This window comes from Pleomorphomonas carboxyditropha, assembly GCF_002770725.1.
GTDB classification, from domain to species: domain Bacteria; phylum Pseudomonadota; class Alphaproteobacteria; order Rhizobiales; family Pleomorphomonadaceae; genus Pleomorphomonas; species Pleomorphomonas carboxyditropha.
On sequence record NZ_NQVN01000002.1, the window covers coordinates 476800 to 494472 of the forward strand.

Consider the following 17673-nt stretch of genomic DNA (forward strand, 5'->3'; position numbering starts at 1 on the left):
GGCGGAAAATACTGCTGGAGCGCACGCGAGGCGACCGAGAAGCGGCGGCCGACTTCCGGTGAAATGCCTACGAAAGGCGGAACCCAAAAGTCACAAGCCTTCAGAAAAGTCGCTTGACAACTTCGATATAGTCCATGCTAAGATTTTAAAAATCGTCGGGCATGGCAATCATAAGCTTAAAAAAGCCGGGCGTGAGGAGCGGGAACGGGCCTTTTCACGGGCCAGTCATCAAAAGACGGAGTGTCCATGACGCCGTCTGAAGGGGAGGTTCATATGCTGAGACGCGACTTTCTCAAGTATTCCGCCGCGGGTGCCGGGCTACTGCTGGCCGGCCCGCGGGTGGCCTTCGCGGCGCCGGGCGTTCTGGATATCTTTTTCAACAGCGACACCAACGTCATCGACTTCTGGACACAGGTGGTGAAGCCCGGCTTCGAGGCCGCCAATTCCGGCGTGTCGCTGAACCTTGTTCCCGGCGGCGGCGGTTCCGGCATCAACACATTGGCCGATCGCGCCTATGCCGCTTTCCAGGCGAAGAAGGATCCGCAGGTCGACATGCTCGAGGCGGCGACGCCCTTTTACCCGGCCGGCTCGCTTGAGGCCGGGCTGTGGGTCGACTTCGCCAAGGCAGGGCTTGGCAATTATGAAAAGGTCAATCCGGTCGTCGTCCAGTCGCCGGCGCTGCTGCCCTATCGCGGCTCGCAGGTCGTGCTGATGTACAATTCTGCGGTGGTCAAGGAGGTCCCGACCACCTTTGCCGGCCTTGTCGAGTGGATCAAGGCCAATCCGGGCCAGTTCGCCTATTCACGGCCGGATCTCGGCGACAGCGGCGCCTGCTTCATCGAACGCGCGCTGCAGGAAGTGACCGGCCAGAAACCGGAACTGTTCCTGCCGGACAACTATACGGACGATTATGCCAAGCCGATGTTCGAGAAGCTCTGGCCACTGCTGAAGGACATTCAGCCGGCGTTGTTCAACGGCGGCGAATATACGTCCGGCAACACCGCGTCGATCCAGCTTTTGGCCAGCGGTGCAGTGGCCATGACGGTCGCCTGGTCGGACATGGCGCTGCAGGCGATGAGCCAGGGCGTGGTTCCCGATACGACGGCCGTCGCCCAGTTGCAGGATCTCGCCTTCACCGGCGGCTTCTCCGGCGTCATCGTACCGTCCGTTGCCGGCAACAGGGACATCGCGCTGAAACTCTCCGACTACCTGATCTCGCCGGAGGTTCAGAACCACGTCGTCACCGATCTCGGCGGCTTCCCCGGCATCAAGTGGGAGTTCCTTTCCAAGGAACTGCAAGAAAAATTCGCTAAAGTGGCGCCAAAGTCGATCCCGATCTTCCCGAGCACCTGGGAGCCGAGCCTGTTCGAGGCTTGGTACCGCAACGTCGCTTCCGACCTCAAACGCTGAGGCCGATTGATGAGCGCGACCGCGATGTCGTTGCGCAACGGCTGGAGGGGGTTGGCGTTCATCGCCATCCCCGTGATGGCCATTACAATCTTCCTGTTTTACCCGGCCGCGCTCTCGATCATCGGAACGCTCGTGCATCCCAAGGATGGCGGCGGCTATACGTTCAGCCTCCAGAGCTACGTCTTCTTCTTCACCGACGGTTACAGCCTCGCCAATCTTGCGCGTACGCTGTGGACCACGGTGGTGACGCTGATTCTGCTGATCGCCGTGACCCTGCCCATCGCCCTCTATATGCGCTTCACCAAAGGACCACTGGCAACCGTGATCCAGGCCTTGGCGCTGTTTCCGATGTTCGTGCCGGGCATCATCATCTGCTACGCGCTCATCCGCTACATGGGGCCGAATGGCTGGCTTCAGAGCCTCCTGTCCCTCGTCGGCTTCCACCATTATGCCTCGCCGCACCTGACGCCCTGGGGGCCGGTGATCGGTCTCATGTGGGACGGCATGCCTCTGACGCTGCTGATCCTGATCTCGGGCCTCTCCAACATTTCCAATGCGTCGATCGAGGCGGCCCGCGATGTCGGCGCCGGCCGGCTGCGCATCCTCGTCAGCATCATCACGCCGGAGATCACCCATTCCCTTTTGATCGTCTCGGCGCTGAATTTCCTCGGCATCTTCGGCCAGGCCTTGATGCCCTTCATGCTTGGTCCGACCAATCCCGAGATGATGGGGCCGTTCATGCTACGCACCTTCTCGAGCGTCCGCGATCCGCTGCAGGCGTCGACCCAGGCGACCATCACTTTCCTGATCTGTTCGCTAGCCGGCGTCGCCTATGTCCGGTCGATCGCCCGTCGCCCGCAGGAGGATAGGAAATGATCTTCCTGTCCACCCGGCGCTTCGATTTCTTTGGCTACGGCATCCTGCTGTTTCTGATTTTCTTCATCGTGCTGCCGGTCCTCACGGTCTTTCTGTGGGCCTTCGCCGAGCAGTGGTTCTACCCGGCGGTACTGCCGACCAAATGGGGCTTCCGCTTCTGGTCGCTGGTTCTCGCGCGGCCGGACGTCTGGTCCGCCTTTGTCACTTCGATCGAGCTGTCGCTGACGGTGACGGCGCTGTCGGCGGTGATATGCCTGCCGGCCGCCTATGCCTTCGCCCGCATGGACTTCCCCGGCAAGTCCGTCTTCATGATGTCCTTCCTGATGGCCAATGCCTTTCCGCGCTTTGCCCTCATCATTTCGATCGCCGTATTGTTCCTGTCGCTCGATCTCGTTGGCACCTTTACCGGCGTCGTGATCATCCAGTTGCTCAATACCCTGCTGTTGATGATCTGGCTGCCGACCGCCGCCTTCCGGGCAGTGAGCCGGGAGATGGAGGAAGCTGCCCGCGACGTTGGCGCGTCCGCCTGGCAAGTGTTCCGCTACGTGACGCTGCCGCAGGCCTTTCCGACCATTGCCGCGGCTCTATTGATGACCTTCGTATGGACCTTCTACGAGACGGAAGGGGCCTGGCTGGTGGGAGCGCCGCGCATCCGCACCATGCCGCTCTTGATGATGCAGATGATCAACAATCAGCTGGTTGTCCAATATGGCGCGGTGCTGTCGGTCATGCTTTGGGTGCCATCGCTGGCCGCCATCCTGATGGCGCGGCGCATCATCGGCGGGGATACTTTTGCCAAGGGGCTCGGCGGCTGATTGTCCGGCCGCGCCCGGCTCGAACGATAGGATACCGATGTCGACGCTAGAGCTTGAAAACGTCAGCAAGCAATTCGGCACCATGGCTGCGTTGGAACCGCTCGCGTTGCGCATAGCCGATGGCGAACTGGTCTGCCTGCTCGGCCCGTCCGGCTCCGGCAAGTCCACGCTGCTGCGGATCATCGGCGGGTTCGAAATGCCGACCGGCGGCAAGGTACTGATCGATGGCGCCGATGTCGCCCGCACGCCGCCCGAGAAGAGGCCAACTGCCATGGTGTTTCAGAGCCATGCGCTATGGGGCCACATGACCGTCGAGGGCAACATTGGTTTCGGTCTCAAGTTGCGCGGCCTGAAGAAGCCCGAGATCGCCGCCAAGGTCGACGCGGCGCTGAGGCTGGTCGGCCTCGCCGAGTATGGTAAGCGCCATCCGGCGCAGTTGTCCGGTGGCCAACGACAGCGAGTGGCTATCGCCCGCTGCCTGGTGCTCGAGCCGAAGATCCTGTTGATGGACGAGCCTTTTGCCAGTCTCGATCAGCATCTGCGCGATCGCCTGCGCGAGGAAGTCCGCCAGATTCAGAGGAAGCTCGGGATCACTACGGTATTCGTGACCCATGGCCAGGATGAAGCGCTGTCGATCGCCGATCGCATCGCGGTAATGAGCATGGGGCGGATCGAGCAGGTGGGAACGCCGGCCGAAATCTACACCCATCCGCAGACGCCTTTCGTCGCCGGGTTCATCGGCGATATGAACATGATGAAAACCACCGTGCAGGGTGGTGCGGCGCTGATCGGCGGCGTCCGGTTTGACGCCCCGATGGCGGATGGGGAAGCCCTCATCGCCGTTCGGCCCGAGGACGTTACGCTGATGCCGTCTCGGGACGGAGAGGGCGCACGCGTGCGTCGCATCGTCAATTACGGCGCGGTGCTGAAGATCGAAGCGGAAGCTGCCGACGGAGCCGTGTGGAAGGTGCAGACGCTGAAGGACGTTCCGGTGACCGAGGGCGGCTTCTATCGCCCGACCGTGTCGCGCCACATCGTCTTCCGCGACGATCGCGTCGTGCACCGGGTTGATCCAACCTGAAGGACGACTGCTGGCCTATTGGGCGTCGTCGGAGCCTTCGTCGGACAGCAACTGCCGGAAATAGAGGTGGCGGAAATTGTGGCTGATGTTGACGAAGATCGGCAGCATGGCCGCTCCGGTGACCGCAGCGTCCTCTATCAGCTTGGCCGGCAACAGGCGTGGCAGCGACCTGTCGTGGCGCGCCGCTGGCGTCGGCCGTAGCGGGTAGGCCCGATCGACGAGGCGCTCGACGATGGCGCGCGGCAACGGGCCGCCGACGGCGATGAACCCCGGATCGTACATGACCTCGATGATGGCGGTGACGTCGCGCAGAACGTTGGCCGCATGGGCGAGCCAGTTCATCAGGCGGTGGTCGCGTATGGTCAGCATGTGATCCACGAGCTGATCGCTGAGGCTTGCCTCCTCGACGCCGCAGGCTGCCGCCAACCCTTCGAGCGACAGCGGGCTTGGGGCTTGTTCGCGGCTATCGGCCGTGCCGTTCGACCACACCGGGTTGGCGGGAATCCCGGGCACCGGCAACAGGCCGATTTCGCCGGCGTTGCCGCCGACGCCCTTGAAGGGATAGCCGTCGATGATGACGCCGGCTCCCGAACCATGACCGACATAGTAATAGACAAAGGTGGCCTCGCCGGCATCCGGCCGGTGGATGCGCTCGCCGATGGCGGCGGCGGTGGCGTCGTTCTCGACGAGGACCGGCATGCCGGTAAGCTGCTGTAGCTCTTCGGCGAACGACGCGTCGCGCCAAGCGTCCCAGTGCTGAATGGAAAAGTCGAAGTCGTAAACGTCGGAGCCGAACGTCGGCAAGACGAGGCCGATCCCCCAGACTTTATCGACCGGCTGCCCGTTCTCTTCGAGAAGGCCGAGAATGGCGGTCGATAGCGCCCGCACCGCCGCGGCCGGGCTCTTTGTGTCGAGCCGGAGCGACAGGCGGCCGCGTTCCCGGCGTCTGAGGTCGAAGGCGAGAATCGAACAATGGTTCTGGTCGAGATGGACGCCGATCGACCAGCCGGCTTCGGCATTGGCTTCCAGATAGATTTGCGGCTGACCGCGCAGGCCGGACGAGCGGCCGGCCTCCACGATCAGTTCCTGCTCCAGAAGCTCGCGGGTAATCGAGGAGATCGTCTGTGGCTTCAGACCGACGATGCCGGAAATCTCGACACGGCTGATCGGGCCGCGCTGGAAGATTGTCTCGAACACCAGACGACGGTTGTGGATGCGGGCATCCTCGATGCGGCTGCCCGCGATCAGGTCGTCTCCATCTCGGCTCGCGCCGCCGTCCAGGCGATCCAGAATGGTCACGGCCCATCCTTCGTCATGCGGTATTCGGTCCCGACGCCGTCGCCCTCACAACCCGAGGCGACGAAGAGCTTCGCGATTGCGTTTGGCGATCGGAAACGGCTTGTCGGGCGGACACGGATACATGTCCTGTTCATAGACCGCATATCCATCAAAGTGGCGCGACGCAAGGAAATCCCGGACTTCGGCGAAGTCGATAAGCCCCTTGTCGAGCTCGCACATCACCCCGGACTGGAAGCCGGTAATGAAGTCGATGTCGTCGCGACGGATGCGGTCGAGGATGACCGGATCGACATTCTTGAAATGATAGTAGGGAATGCGGTCGGCGTAGCGCTTCATGAAGGCGACGGCATCGGCCCCGGTATAGGCATGGTGACCGAAATCGAAGCAGAGGCCGACGGTCTCGGGCGGTGTTTCCTCGAGCAGGCGGACGATTTCCCCTTCGGTCTCAACGCCTGATCCGACATGCGGATGAAAGACGAAGGACAGACCATGCTCGCCACCGACATAAGCGGCAGCTTCCTTGACGTTGGCGATCAGTGATTTCCAGTCGGTCGGGGAGAGCTCCCGGCTCCGACCCGGCGGCGGAATGCCGGAATCGTCCATGACCACCACCCATTCGGCGCCAACTGCCTTCAGAAGTTTGCAGGTGTCGTGGAGGCGCGGTCGTAGCGTATCCATGGCATCAGGCGGAGCCAGGAGGTGGACGAGCGCGGAGCCGCAGACGTCGAGCCCGCGTTGGCCGAGTTCGTCCCTCAGGTGGGCAGGGTCGGTCGGCAGATAGCCCCATGGACCGGTCTCGGTGGAGGTGAAACCGGCGTCGCGCACTTCGTCGAGATAGCGGGTCCAAGCGGTCTGGCGAGGATCGTCCGCATACCAGACACCCCAGGCGTCCGGAGCCGTGGCCAGTTTCATGATGCACTCCATTGCGAAATTAAATCCTTAAAGACACCTTATTCCAGCTTTGCACTTCGTGAAAGCAGGAAAGGCGATTCAGAAGGGAATTTTCTACATTTTTGCGGTTACGCCTTCCGCTCCGGTTTGCTCGGCTATCGGAGATTCGAGGCCGTCTTGGTGATTGTGTCGCGGAATGCCAGACGAGGCCTCTTGATAAATCTATTTAGTGTATTTATTCTCGCGACCATGTCGGACCACCAGGACTGCGCGGGCGGGGAATGGAATGAAAATGCTCAAGCTTGGCCTCATCGGACTTGGCGAAGTCGCCCAGCTTATCCACCTGCCCATTCTGCAAAGACTTGGCGAATTGTATCAGCTTGCCGGCGCCTTCGACCCGTCGCCGTCTGTCGCCGCGGCGATCTCCAAGCGCTGGAACATCGCGAAGACCTTCGACAGTGCCGAAGCGCTGATCGCGTCTCCGGACATCGATGCCGTTCTGGTCCTGAGTCCCGATGCCTATCATGGTCGTCACGCACGGGCCGGGCTCGCCGCCGGCAAGCATGTCCTGATCGAGAAGCCTTGCTGTCTCGCGCCGGACGACCTTGCGGAGCTGACCAAGGTTGCCGCTGCCCATGCCGACCGCGTTGCCATGGTCGGCTACATGCGGCGCTTCGCTCCGGCTTTTGTCGAGGCGAAGAAGCGGCTGCCGTCCAAGGGTGACATCACCTACGTCCGCGTCCGCGACGTGATCTGCGAAGGTCCCTGGTATTTCCGCCAGACCGACGGCGTCGTCGTGCCGCAGGGCGATATCCCCGAGCCGCTGCTGGCCGAAGGGCGCGAGCTGCGCACGTCCATGCTCGACGCCGTGCTTGGCCGCGAGGCTCCCGCCGACATCAAGACCGCCTATACGGTGATGACCGGCTTGTCGTCGCACTCGCTTTCGGCGATGCGCGATCTTCTCGGCAGTCCCCATCGGGTGATTGCCGCGGAAATCAAGCAGGGCGGCACCCAGATTACCGCGCTGTTCGACTACGGCAACTTCACCGCCATCTACGAGTGCATGATCGGCGACGTCGTTCGCTTCGAGGCCGGCTTCGAGATCAATACCCGCTGGAACCGGATCGCCTTCGAGTATCCGACCCCTTACATCCGCAACATGCCGATGATGTTGGAATTGCAGAACTCGAGCGAGGACGACAACACGATCACCCGCCTCGGTCCCTTCCATCGCGACCCCTTCGAGGCCGAACTGCGCGCTTTCCACGCGGCCATCACCGAGGGCGGCGAAAACCGCACTCCGCCGATGGAGTCGATGGCGGACCTCGCGCTCTTCACCGACATTATCAAGGCGGCGTGCCGGTGAAGGAGACCATACTGTCGGGCAGAGCCTCGAGACAAGGCTCGCCTCTGGTCTGTACGTCGAGGGGGCGGAACGGCGTCATGCCAGGGCCGCCGTCCACCAGATGAGGCGTAAGATCCTTCTCCGTTCCGGATGCCTCAGTCGGCAAAGACGTGGCAAGCCTCGGTGGGAAAGCGGCAGGTCACCCGTTCGCCGGCGTGGATATCCGCGAGATCGCGCGGCTGGCGCATCACCAGCGGGCTGCCGGACAGGTCGATGTGGAGAAGCGTGTCGCAGCCGAGGCGCTCGACGACCTGAACCGTGCCGCTGACGCGGTTGTCGGCCGCCATGCCGTCGCCGAATTCGATGTGCTCCGGGCGGATGCCGAGCGTCACGCGGTCGGCGGCGATCGGAGCGGCGCTCCGGTTGGCGACGATCTCGGTGCCGTCGGCGAGACGCAGCAGCAATTCGCCTCCCGCGTTGCCGCGCAGGTCGGCGTCGAAGAAGTTCATCGACGGCGAGCCGATGAAGCCGGCGACGAAGCGGTTGGCGGGCTTGTGGTAGAGGTCCATCGGCGCGCCGATCTGCTCGATGCGGCCCTTGTTCATCACCACGATGCGGTCGGCGAGCGTCATCGCCTCCACCTGATCGTGCGTCACGTAGATCATGGTGGCGTCGAGGCTCTGGCGCAGGCGGGCGATCTCGACGCGCATGCCGCCGCGGAGCGCCGCGTCGAGATTGCTGAGCGGCTCGTCCAGCAGGAAGATCTTCGGGTCGCGGGTGATGGCCCGGCCGATGGCGACGCGCTGGCGCTGGCCGCCGGAGAGCTCGCGCGGCATACGGGCGAGCAGCGCGTCGAGCCGCAGCTTCTCGGCGGCGGCATCCACCTTCTGCCTGATTTCATCAGCGGCGCGGCGGGCGATCTTCAGCCCGAAACCGATGTTGGCCGAGACGTTCATGTGCGGATAGAGGGCGTAGGACTGGAACACCATGGCGACGCCCCGCTCCGGCGGCTCGGCACCGGTGACGTCCTCGCCGTCGACCAGCACCCGGCCGGAGGTCGCCGGCTCGAGGCCGGCGATGATCCTGAGCAGCGTCGACTTGCCGCATCCCGAGGGGCCGACCAGGGCGCAGAACTCGCCGTGCTCGACGGTGAGGTCGAGCGGCGGGATGATTTCGAGCGAGCCGAACGACTTGGAGACGGCCTGAAGCGCAAGCTTGGACATTCTATCGGCCCTTCTGGTGGAAATCGCTGCCGGCGAGCGCGCTTTCGCGGGCGCGGCGCCAGTCGTCGCGGAGGGCGAGGGGTCGGGCGCGAGGCGCGGCGGCGGTGCTGAGACAGAGGCGGTTGGCCGGTTCCAGATGATCGAGGGCGGCCAGTGCCGCGCCGACCGCGCTGGCTTCGGCGGCATCGACCAGCCGGCACTCCGACGGCAGGAAGGCGGCGAGCGTGGCGACGAGGCCGGGCAAATGGGTCGCGCCGCCGGACAGCACGACGGCGTCGGTCGGGGCCCCGATCGCCGCCGCCTCCTGGGCGATCGCCGCCAGTTCCTGGGCCAGGCCGTCATAGACCGCCCGGACGATGCCGGCGAGGTCGGTGCCGACGGTGAGGCCCGAGAGACTGCCGGCGAGGCCGTGGTCGGGATGCGGCGCGCCGGCGCCCGCCAGATAGGGCACGAACAGCGCCCTGCCGTCGCCGATCGGCAGGCCGGCCGCGGCGGCGTCGAGTTCGGCCATCGAACGGTCGAACAGGGTCTGCAGCCAGCGCAGCGTGGCGCCGAAGGCCGGCACCGTGCCGATCACCTGATAATTGTCGTCGAAGCCGGTCGGGAACAGGTGGAAGGCGCCGTCCCAACTGGCCGGCAGGGCGGATTTCATCAGCGGAATCGACAGCACGCCGGACGTGCCGAGCGACAGCGAGGCGACGCCGGGGATGAGCGCGCCGATCGCCCGCGCCGCGGCCGCCTGATCGCCGACGCCGACCACCAGGGGAATGCCGCGCCAGGCACCGGCCGCCGAGGCGGCCGGCACGGGTTCCGGCAGGGCCGCTCGCGGCAAGCCGGCTTTGTCGAGGATGTCCCGATGCCAGCGGTCGGCGAAGGGATCGAACACCTGCATGCCGGTCGCCTCGTTGCGGTCGACGACGAACGGCGCCGACGGATCGAGCGCGGCGCGGACGTAGTCCTTGGCGCAGTAAAGCCGGGCCGTCTTGAGCGCGAGGCTAGGGTCGAGCCGCCGCGCCCACAGCCACTTGGCCAGCGTGAAGTCGGGCAGCGGGATGTTGCCGGTGTCCGAGGCAAAGCTGCCGGGATAGGCGGCGACGAAGGCCTCGAGGTCGGGCGCGCCGTCCATGTCGAGCCAGAGCCGGACCGGAGCGGCCAGCGCGCCGTCGGCGGCGACGGCGACCAGCGCATGCATCTGCCCAGTGAAGCCGATGGCGGCGATGATCTCGCCGTCGGCAAGCACGGACAGCGCCGCCTCGGCGAGCCGCGCCCACAGTCCGGGGTCGCGCGTCGGCGCGCCACCCTCGGCATAGGGCTTGGAGACCGCCGCCTCGACCACGACGCCGCCGTCTGCCCGGATGCGCACGGCCTTGACCGACGATGTTCCGATATCGATGCCGATCAGTTTCATCGCTTGGGTCATCCTTTGACGGCGCCGGCCAACAGGCCGCGGACGAAGGCGCGCTGCACCACCACGTAGAGCAGGATCAGCGGCAGGGCGATCAGGGTCAGGATGGCGAACAGGGCGCCGGGGTTGGCCATGTAGAGGCCCGAATACTGCATGGGCACGATGGTCAGCGTCTTGACCTCGTCGCGGGTCAGGATGATCAGCGCCAGGAAGAACTCGTTCCAGGTGGTGATGAACTGCCAGATGCCGACGAACACCAGCGCCGGCCGGACCAGCGGCAGGGCGACGTGCCAGTAGGTCTGCCAGGCGTTGCAGCCGTCGACCCGCGCCGCTTCGAACAGTTCCTTGGGCGAATCCTCCATGAAGGCCTTGAGCACCACCACCGCGAACGGCACGCCGAGCGCGGCGTAGGGGAAGATCAGGCCGGCATAGGTGTTCACCCAGCCGAAGGTCTTGAGCAGGATGGCGAGCGGCAGCACCAGCGACGCCATCGGCACCATCAGCGTGGTGAGAAGCGTGGCATAGAGCGTCAGCGAGCCGCTGAGGTTCAGCACGGCGCAGGCGAAGGCGAACAGCGAGGAGAAGGCGACGACCAGCGCCACCGTCGACAGCGTGATGATCAGGCTGTTCAGGAAGAAGGTGATCAGCGGATTGTCGCGGATGACGGTGATGAAGTTGTCGAAGGTCAGCGGCCAGGCGAACAGCGTCGCGTCGAAGGCCTGACTGGGCGTCCGGAGGCCGATCGACAGCGTGTAGACTTCCGGGATCATCCAGAGGACGAGCACCAGGAGCAGGACGACGTGGATGACCACGCGGTTGACGGCGGGGTGGTGGCGGCGCATCAGGCTCTCTCCTCCCGGCGCCCCGACGGGGAGAGGTTGGCGCCGAGATAGACGATCTGGATGATCGACAGGATCAGCGCCAAGAGCAGCACGATCACCGAGATGGTGGCGCCGCGGCCGGTGTCGCCGAGCACGAAGGACGTGCGGAACACATAGGTGCCGAACACCTCCGAGGCGTGGTTCGGGCCGCCGCCGGTCATCAGCTGGACGACCGGGAAGGTCTGCAGGGTGCCGATGATGCCGAGCAGCAGCAGGGACTTGGTCACCGGCGACAGCATGGGGATGATGACGCTCCAGGCCAGCCTGAGGCCGCGCGCGCCGTCGACGCGCGCCGCGTCGAGCACTTCGGTCGGCAGGTTGGCGATGCCGGCGACGTACATCAGCATGGAGAAGCCGGTCCACTGCCAGATGTTGACGACGATCAGCGCGTAGATGGCGGTGGAGGGATCGCCGATCGGCGACGACGCCATCTCGATGCCGAAAAGCTTAAGGTATTCTTGGGCGATGCCATAGTAGGGCGCGTAAATCTGCACCCACACCAGGCTGATGACCGACACCGAGGTCACCACCGGCAGGAAGAACATGGTGCGGAAGAAGCCGCGCCAGGCGTCGGTGTGCCGCTCGATGAAATAGGCGATCGTGCCGCCGATGATCATCTGCACGGGGATGGTGATGAGGCCCCAGACGAACATGTTGCGGACGACGACCCAGAACACCGGATCGGCCAGCACGGACAGATAGGTATCCAATCCGACGAAGTTGTTGGCGCCGCCGCGATCCAGGCTGAAGAAGCTCTCGCCGAGCACCCAGACGATGGGATAGGCGATGAAGACGACGAACAGCGCCACGGCCGGCAGCAGGAACAGATAGGTCCACGGCCCCGCGAAGCGACGGTGGCGCTTCGATACCAGCTCCGGCGCTCTCCCTGATATGGCTGACATGGCTTCTCCAACAGGGCCTGATATGCCAAGCGAACAGGCCTTCCGGCCATTCGGGCGCGGTTCCCCGTTTCCGGGGCGCCCGCTTCGGCCGGACATGCGAAGTCCGGCTTCAAAGGGCGCCCCGGAACGGGAGGAGCGGTTACTTGCCGAGCGCCTTGTCGGTCGCCGCCTGGACGTTGTTCAGCGCCGCTTCCGGATCGACGCTGCCGGCGGCAACCGCCGCCAGGGCGTTGTCGAGGGCTTCGCTGATCGCCGGAATGGCGAAGCGCTGGTTCTCGGCCTTCGGCAGGTCGTCCATGAAGCGCTTGTAGAGATCCTTGACGTGATCCGACACGTCGCCCTTGGGCTCATGCCCGGCGAAGGCCGGCAGGTCGTTGAGATCGTTCAGCGCCTCTTGCAGCGCCTCGCCGTTGGTGAGCGAGGCGAGGAAGGTCCAGGCTTCGGGGTTCTTGGCGCCGTTCTTGGTCAGGCCGTAGCCGATGTCGACGCCGCCGACCGGCGGACTGGCCGTCTTGGCGCCCGGCACCGCCGGCAGGTAGAAGAAGTCGAAGCCGTCCATGTTCTGGACATATTGCGACAGCGGCGGCGGGAACTTGCTTTCCTGCATCCACCAGGAGCCGAGCGCCATCATGCCGACCTTGCCCTGGGCGAACAGCTGGGCGCCGGTCGGATAGGCGTGGGCGCCGAGCGCACCCTTCTGGAAGATGCCGTCGTCGAACAGCGCCTTCCAGGCCTTCATCGCCGAGACGAGCTCCGGCGACGTCCACGGCGCCTCGCCGGCCTGGGCCTTGTCGGTGAGGCCGGGCGCGAACTGGCCCGCCAGCATCAGGAAGATATTCTCGTTCTGCCAGCCGTCGGCGGCGCCCTGGAACAGCGGCAGGTAGCCTTCGTCGCTGAGCTTCTTGGCGGCGGCCTTCAGTTCGTCATAGGTCTTGGGCACGGCGATGCCGAGCGTCTCGAAGATCTTGCGGTTGTACCAGACGCACAGGACCTGCGATTCCTGCGGAATGATGTAGTAGTTGGTATCGCCCGCCGGGTTTCCCATCAGCATCTGCTTGCGGTTGACGGGGAACACCTTTTCGGCCCAGTCGGCGCCCCATTCCTTGGCCGCCAGTTCGTTGACCGGCGAGAGATGGTCGCGGTACTGCTGGGTCAGCGAGCCGGGCTGCAGGCCGATCACGTCCGGCAGGCTGTCCGACGCGGCGGCGGCCTTGAGGGCGGTGATATATTCCGGCGAGTAGTTGTAGTAGGTGTAGGTCACCTTGATGCCGGGATGCGCCTTCTGGAAGGCGTCGATCGACTTCTGCATCGTGCTCTGGATGAACCAGGACCAGACCGTCACCTCCTTGTCGGCCGCGAGCGCGGCGGTCGACAGGATGCTGGCGCTCAGCAGCGTCGCACCCAATACCAGCACTTTTTTCATGGTCTCGTTCCTCCCAAGGATGCGCGGAATTTCCGGCCGCGCGCCGATCTCTTCGTTAGGCGATGTGAACTCTCTCCTTCGGCGGCCGGCATTCGGGCATCCGGCCGCCGTCTTTGCGTGAACATGCGGGGTTTCACCCCCTGGCGGCGGCCTTGAGCCTCTCCCTGAGCGGCGCCCCGGCCAAGCCGAAGGCTTCGAGCAGGGCGTCGGGATGGCCGGACTCGCCGAAGCGGTCGGGCACGCCGATGCGCTCGATGCGATGGGAGATGCCGGCGCCGTCGAGCAAGGCCGACAGTCCGTCGGCGAGACCTCCATGAATGGAATGCTCCTCGACGACGGCGATCGACTTGCCGGCGAACTCCTCCGCCTCGGCGGCGATCTCCTCGCCGAGCGGTTTCAGCCGCGTGATGCCGAGGACGCGGATGCCGATGCCCTCCGCCTTGAGGGCGGCGGCGGCCTCGATCACCTTGGCGGCCAGCGTCGAGGTGGTGAAGACCAGGAGGTCGCCTCCCTCGGTGAGCAGGCGGCAGGCGGCGGCGCGTTCGTCGGCCGATGCCACCTTCGGCGTCAGCAGCGGCGAGGGGAAGCGCGACAGGCGGACGTAGGTCGGTCCCTCGACGTCGGCCACCTCGTTCATGACGCGCGCGAGGTCGTTGCCGTCGATCGGCGCGTAGCAGCGGATGCCTGGGATGCCCTGCATGATGGCGAGATCCTCGACCGCCTGCTGCGTCGCGCCGTCCTCGCCGAGGTTGATGCCGCCGTGGAAGCCGAAGAATTTGACGTTCAGCTTCGGATAGGCGACCGAGATGGCGATCTGGTCGCAGGCCCGCCGCGTCAGGAAGGACGCGAAGGTATTGACGAACGGGATGTAGCCGGAGATCGCGAACCCGGCGGCGGCGCCGACCATGTTCTGCTCGGCGATGCCGAAGTTGTAGTGGCGATCCGGATAGGTCTTCTTGAACTTCATCGTCCGGGTGGAGCTGGCCAGATCGGCATCCAGCATGACGATGCGGGGATCGCGGGCGCCGAGCGCCATGATGGCGTCGCCGAAGACGTCGCGCAGCGACACATAGCCTTCGGGAACGTTGGTAGGGGTAGCAGCCATCAGCCCATCACCTCCTCGAGACCGGCCTTCAGTTGTTCGTCGCTGACCGTGTGGCTGTGCCAGTCCGCCCGATCGGCCATGAAGGAGACGCCCGCGCCCTTGGTGGTGTGGGCGATCAGGAAGCGCGGCTTGTCGCCCGGCGCGTCCGACGAGGCCCAGTCGACGGCGTCGACCACCTCGGCCATGTTCTGGCCGTCGAATTCGCGGACGGCCCAGCCGAAGGCCTCGAGCTTGGGAGCGTAGGGGCGAAGCTCCAGCACCTCCTCGATGCGGCCGTCGTTCTGGATGCCGTTGGCGTCGAGGATGGCCACCAGCCGGTCGATCCTGTTGGCGCCGGCGTAGGCGATGGCCTCCCAGATCTGGCCGGAGTTGATCTCGCCGTCGCCGAGGATGGCGTAGGAATAGAACGGTTCCTTGCGGAGCTTGAGGGCAAGCGCGATGCCGAGGCTGACCGACAGGCCCTGACCGAGCGAGCCGGTCGACATCTCCACTTCCGGCAGGCGGGTCCGATCGGGATGGCCCTGCAGGCGGCTGCCGAGCTGGCGCAGCGTCCGGAGCTCGGCTTCGGGGATCATGCCGACTTCGGCGAAGGTGGCGTAAAGGGCAGGGGCGGCATGCCCCTTGGACAGGATGACATGATCGCGCGCGTTGCGGCCGAACCAGCCGGCGCCGGCGGCGGCCCGGTGGGAAAACAGCGCCGCCAGGATTTCCACGCACGACATGCTGCCGCCGGGGTGGCCGGAACCGGCCGCGTTGATTTGCGTCAGGATATGCGCCCTTATTCGTCGCGCGGACGCTTCAAGTTTCTCGATGTCCTTCTGGTCGGTCACGATCATCGCTCCCTGCTGGCCGGCGACGGAAATCTCCGGCTCCGATTTTTTCGCTGTTGAGCACCGCGTCGATGCGTCTGACGTTTTCGAGCAGGCCCACGTCCTTCACCGCCAGGCAGTGAAAGAGCACTTCGTTCAGCATCATCTGCAGGATGCGCGTCATCGACGCATCCGTGCCGAACAGCCCGACGCCGGGCGGCGTCAGAACCTTGAGGTCGGCGATGTCGCCGAGCGGCGACTGCGCCCTGGCCAGGATCGCCGCCACGCTGGCGCCGCGCGAACGGGCGGTTGCCGCGGCTTCCACCGTGGTGCGGGTCATGCCGGAGAAGGAGATGGCAACGGCGAGGTCGCCTTCGCCCATCAGCGCCGCCTGGGCGATCTGGGTGTGGGCATCCTGCGCCATGCTGATCCTGAGCCCCAGACGGACCAGGCGCTGGTGCATGTCGAGCGCCACCACCGCCGAAGCGCCGGCGCCGAACAACTGGATCGAGCGCGCGTCATGCATCGCCGTGACGAGGCGCGGCAGCACGTCGATCTGGGCCAGCAATTCGGCGAACTTCAGCGCCCTGACCGAGGCGTTGTTGAACACCTTGTAGGCGATCTCCACCGGCCCGTCGTCGAGCGCGATCTGCGGCGACGGCGTGACGATCTCGTCGACCCCGGCCCGCATCGCCCGGCTCTCCCGGAGGAGAGCGTGCCTCATCTCCTTTTGTCCCGCATAGCCGAACCGGCGGGCCAGACGATCCACGGTCGCCCGCGAGGCGCCGGCCCGTTCCGCCAACGCCGCGGAGGTCAACGTGGCGAGCTCGTAGTCGGCCAGGGAGAACAGCGTCTCGATCAGCCGCTTTTCGGCGGAGCTCAGGTCCGCCTGCGACAGCCGAGTCATCAGGGACACGGATTCCTCCGCTCCCGACGTGGCGTCGGTCATGACGCCGTCCTCCCCTTGGGCGGTCCCCGACGTTTTCGTCGTGGCGACCTTCGTTGTTTTTCTATGCTTCATATTACCTCACATTTTTCGATTAGCAATAGTTTTTGAGACATTTTGTCGCGCACGCAGGGCGCGTGCCGACGGATAGTATCGCGTCGGCGAAGACCTGAATGCAGGGGCTTGCGAAAGGATGGGGAATGGGTGCGCGATGAAGGCGCAATTCAACGGCCCGGCATGGGGACCGCCAGCGAAACGTCGGCAATCGGGCACATCGGCGCGGGCCGAGGTCCGTGCGTTCGCCCGTGCCTCGGATCGTCATTCGAGGAAAACGGTCTGGCCGCGAGGCGAACGGCGCCTGCCGTTCCGGCCTGCCTATTTATCCCGATCGTAGCGCACGAAGGCGAAAGCGGCGGAATCCGGCGCCCAGGACGGCACGTTGATGGTGCCCTGGCCGCCGTAGAGCGGCAGCAGCACTTCCGGCTTGCCGCCCTCCGCCGGCATCAGCCGAAGCTCGACGTGCTCGTCGCGCGGGTGGCCCTTCACGCCGGGCAGATAGGCGAGATAGGCGATGTGACGCCCGTCGGGCGAGGGGTGCGGAAACCAGTTGACCCGTTCGTCGCCGGTCATCTTCTGGAGATCGCTGCCGTCGGGACGGATGCGCCACAAATCGACGGCGCCGTTCCTCTCGCCATTGAACCAGATCCAGGCGCCGTCCGGCGAATAGTCCGGGCCGTCGCAGTGGTCGAAATCCGAGGTTATCTCCCTCTCGGCGCCGCCGCCGACCGGGATCGTGAAGACCTGGAAGGTGCCGGTCCGGTTGGCGACATAGGCGAGCGTCCCGCCGTCCGGCGACCAGCCGTGCCAATAGGACGGCACCTCGTCGGTAACGGCGGTCGGCGGCCCGCCGCCGATCGGCAGCGTGTAGATGCCGCTCGATCCCCGCTCGGTGGAATCGGAAATCGCCAGCAGCGTGCCGTCGGGCGATATGCCGTGGTCGTTGTTGCAGTTGCCGGCAAAGCCGGTGTCGATCTCGACCATGGCCGGCCGGGCAAGCTCGACCCGATGGAGCCGGCCGTCGCCGTTGATCACCAGCGCCTTGCCGTCCTTGGTCCAGTTGGGCGCCTCGACCAGCCGGTCGGTCTTGAGAACGGTCTCCACCGTCCGGCTTTCGAGGCGGAAGATTGCAACTTCGCTGCCCATAGACGTCCCCCGAAATCACGCCGCCCCGGCGACAATATCCGTCATCGCGACGAACTGCC

The 17673-nt window shown here is 65.1% G+C and carries 16 protein-coding genes; 5 read left to right on the forward strand and 11 right to left on the reverse strand.

Translation table 11 applies throughout. From position 1 onward, the window contains the following. Positions 1-273: 273 nt before the first annotated feature. The 4 genes from CJ014_RS06635 to CJ014_RS06650 are packed head-to-tail and all read left to right on the forward strand — an operon-like array spanning position 274 to position 4182. Positions 274-1410: an extracellular solute-binding protein gene (locus CJ014_RS06635; RefSeq protein ID WP_165790777.1), complete on the forward strand. Its 1137-nt coding sequence runs from the start codon at positions 274-276 to the stop codon at positions 1408-1410. Between the two features lie 9 nt (positions 1411-1419). Further along, positions 1420-2286: an ABC transporter permease gene (locus CJ014_RS06640; protein WP_100079740.1), complete on the forward strand. Its 867-nt coding sequence runs from the start codon at positions 1420-1422 to the stop codon at positions 2284-2286. Next, positions 2283-3101 (forward strand): ABC transporter permease, encoded by an 819-nt coding sequence (locus CJ014_RS06645; protein ID WP_245427142.1) that lies wholly within the window; start codon positions 2283-2285, stop codon positions 3099-3101. The genes CJ014_RS06640 and CJ014_RS06645 overlap by 4 nt, the downstream gene beginning before the upstream one ends. A 37-nt stretch (positions 3102-3138) precedes the next feature. Continuing rightward, on the forward strand, positions 3139-4182 hold the full coding sequence (locus CJ014_RS06650) for an ABC transporter ATP-binding protein (RefSeq protein ID WP_100079741.1): 1044 nt from the start codon (positions 3139-3141) through the stop codon (positions 4180-4182). Between the two features lie 15 nt (positions 4183-4197). On the opposite strand, the gene CJ014_RS06655 is transcribed toward CJ014_RS06650, so the two are convergent. Both CJ014_RS06655 and CJ014_RS06660 read right to left on the reverse strand, forming a co-directional pair. Then, positions 4198-5481 carry an ROK family protein gene (locus tag CJ014_RS06655; RefSeq protein ID WP_100079742.1) on the reverse strand — a complete coding sequence of 428 codons (1284 nt, stop codon included), beginning with the start codon at positions 5479-5481 and terminating at the stop codon, positions 4198-4200. Between the two features lie 45 nt (positions 5482-5526). Further along, positions 5527-6393: a sugar phosphate isomerase/epimerase family protein gene (locus tag CJ014_RS06660; protein WP_245427144.1), complete on the reverse strand. Its 867-nt coding sequence runs from the start codon at positions 6391-6393 to the stop codon at positions 5527-5529. 265 nt (positions 6394-6658) lie between these two features. On the opposite strand from CJ014_RS06660, the gene CJ014_RS06665 reads away from it, so the two are divergent. Then, positions 6659-7738 carry a Gfo/Idh/MocA family protein gene (locus CJ014_RS06665; protein ID WP_245427146.1) on the forward strand — a complete coding sequence of 360 codons (1080 nt, stop codon included), beginning with the start codon at positions 6659-6661 and terminating at the stop codon, positions 7736-7738. A 134-nt stretch (positions 7739-7872) separates the two neighbouring features. Here CJ014_RS06665 and CJ014_RS06670 read toward each other — a convergent pair whose 3' ends face one another. The 9 genes from CJ014_RS06670 to CJ014_RS06710 all read right to left on the reverse strand — a co-directional run bounded on the left by CJ014_RS06670 (position 7873) and on the right by CJ014_RS06710 (position 17614). After that, the gene (locus tag CJ014_RS06670) at positions 7873-8940 is read right to left on the reverse strand and encodes an ABC transporter ATP-binding protein (RefSeq protein WP_100079744.1); all 1068 of its coding nucleotides are present in this window, start codon (positions 8938-8940) and stop codon (positions 7873-7875) included. A 1-nt stretch (position 8941) separates the two neighbouring features. Further along, the gene (locus tag CJ014_RS06675) at positions 8942-10348 is read right to left on the reverse strand and encodes an FGGY-family carbohydrate kinase (protein ID WP_165790778.1); all 1407 of its coding nucleotides are present in this window, start codon (positions 10346-10348) and stop codon (positions 8942-8944) included. Between the two features lie 8 nt (positions 10349-10356). Continuing rightward, positions 10357-11187 (reverse strand): carbohydrate ABC transporter permease, encoded by an 831-nt coding sequence (locus tag CJ014_RS06680; RefSeq protein ID WP_100079746.1) that lies wholly within the window; start codon positions 11185-11187, stop codon positions 10357-10359. Further along, complete coding sequence (locus CJ014_RS06685) at positions 11187-12128, reverse strand: carbohydrate ABC transporter permease (RefSeq protein WP_100079747.1); 942 nt, start codon at positions 12126-12128, stop codon at positions 11187-11189. Before CJ014_RS06685 ends, CJ014_RS06680 begins: the two co-directional genes overlap by 1 nt. Positions 12129-12267: 139 nt before the next feature. Then, positions 12268-13551, reverse strand: a complete 1284-nt coding sequence (locus CJ014_RS06690) for an ABC transporter substrate-binding protein (protein ID WP_100079748.1) — start codon at positions 13549-13551, stop codon at positions 12268-12270. 133 nt (positions 13552-13684) lie between these two features. Then, on the reverse strand, positions 13685-14656 hold the full coding sequence (locus CJ014_RS06695) for a transketolase family protein (RefSeq protein WP_100079749.1): 972 nt from the start codon (positions 14654-14656) through the stop codon (positions 13685-13687). After that, on the reverse strand, positions 14656-15486 hold the full coding sequence (locus CJ014_RS06700; protein WP_207765685.1) for a transketolase: 831 nt from the start codon (positions 15484-15486) through the stop codon (positions 14656-14658). The genes CJ014_RS06695 and CJ014_RS06700 overlap by 1 nt, the downstream gene beginning before the upstream one ends. Then, positions 15455-16372 carry a MurR/RpiR family transcriptional regulator gene (locus CJ014_RS06705; protein WP_245427162.1) on the reverse strand — a complete coding sequence of 306 codons (918 nt, stop codon included), beginning with the start codon at positions 16370-16372 and terminating at the stop codon, positions 15455-15457. The genes CJ014_RS06700 and CJ014_RS06705 overlap by 32 nt, the downstream gene beginning before the upstream one ends. 414 nt (positions 16373-16786) lie before the next feature. Then, positions 16787-17614, reverse strand: a complete 828-nt coding sequence (locus CJ014_RS06710; RefSeq protein WP_100079751.1) for a TolB family protein — start codon at positions 17612-17614, stop codon at positions 16787-16789. Between the last annotated feature and the right edge of the window lie 59 nt (positions 17615-17673).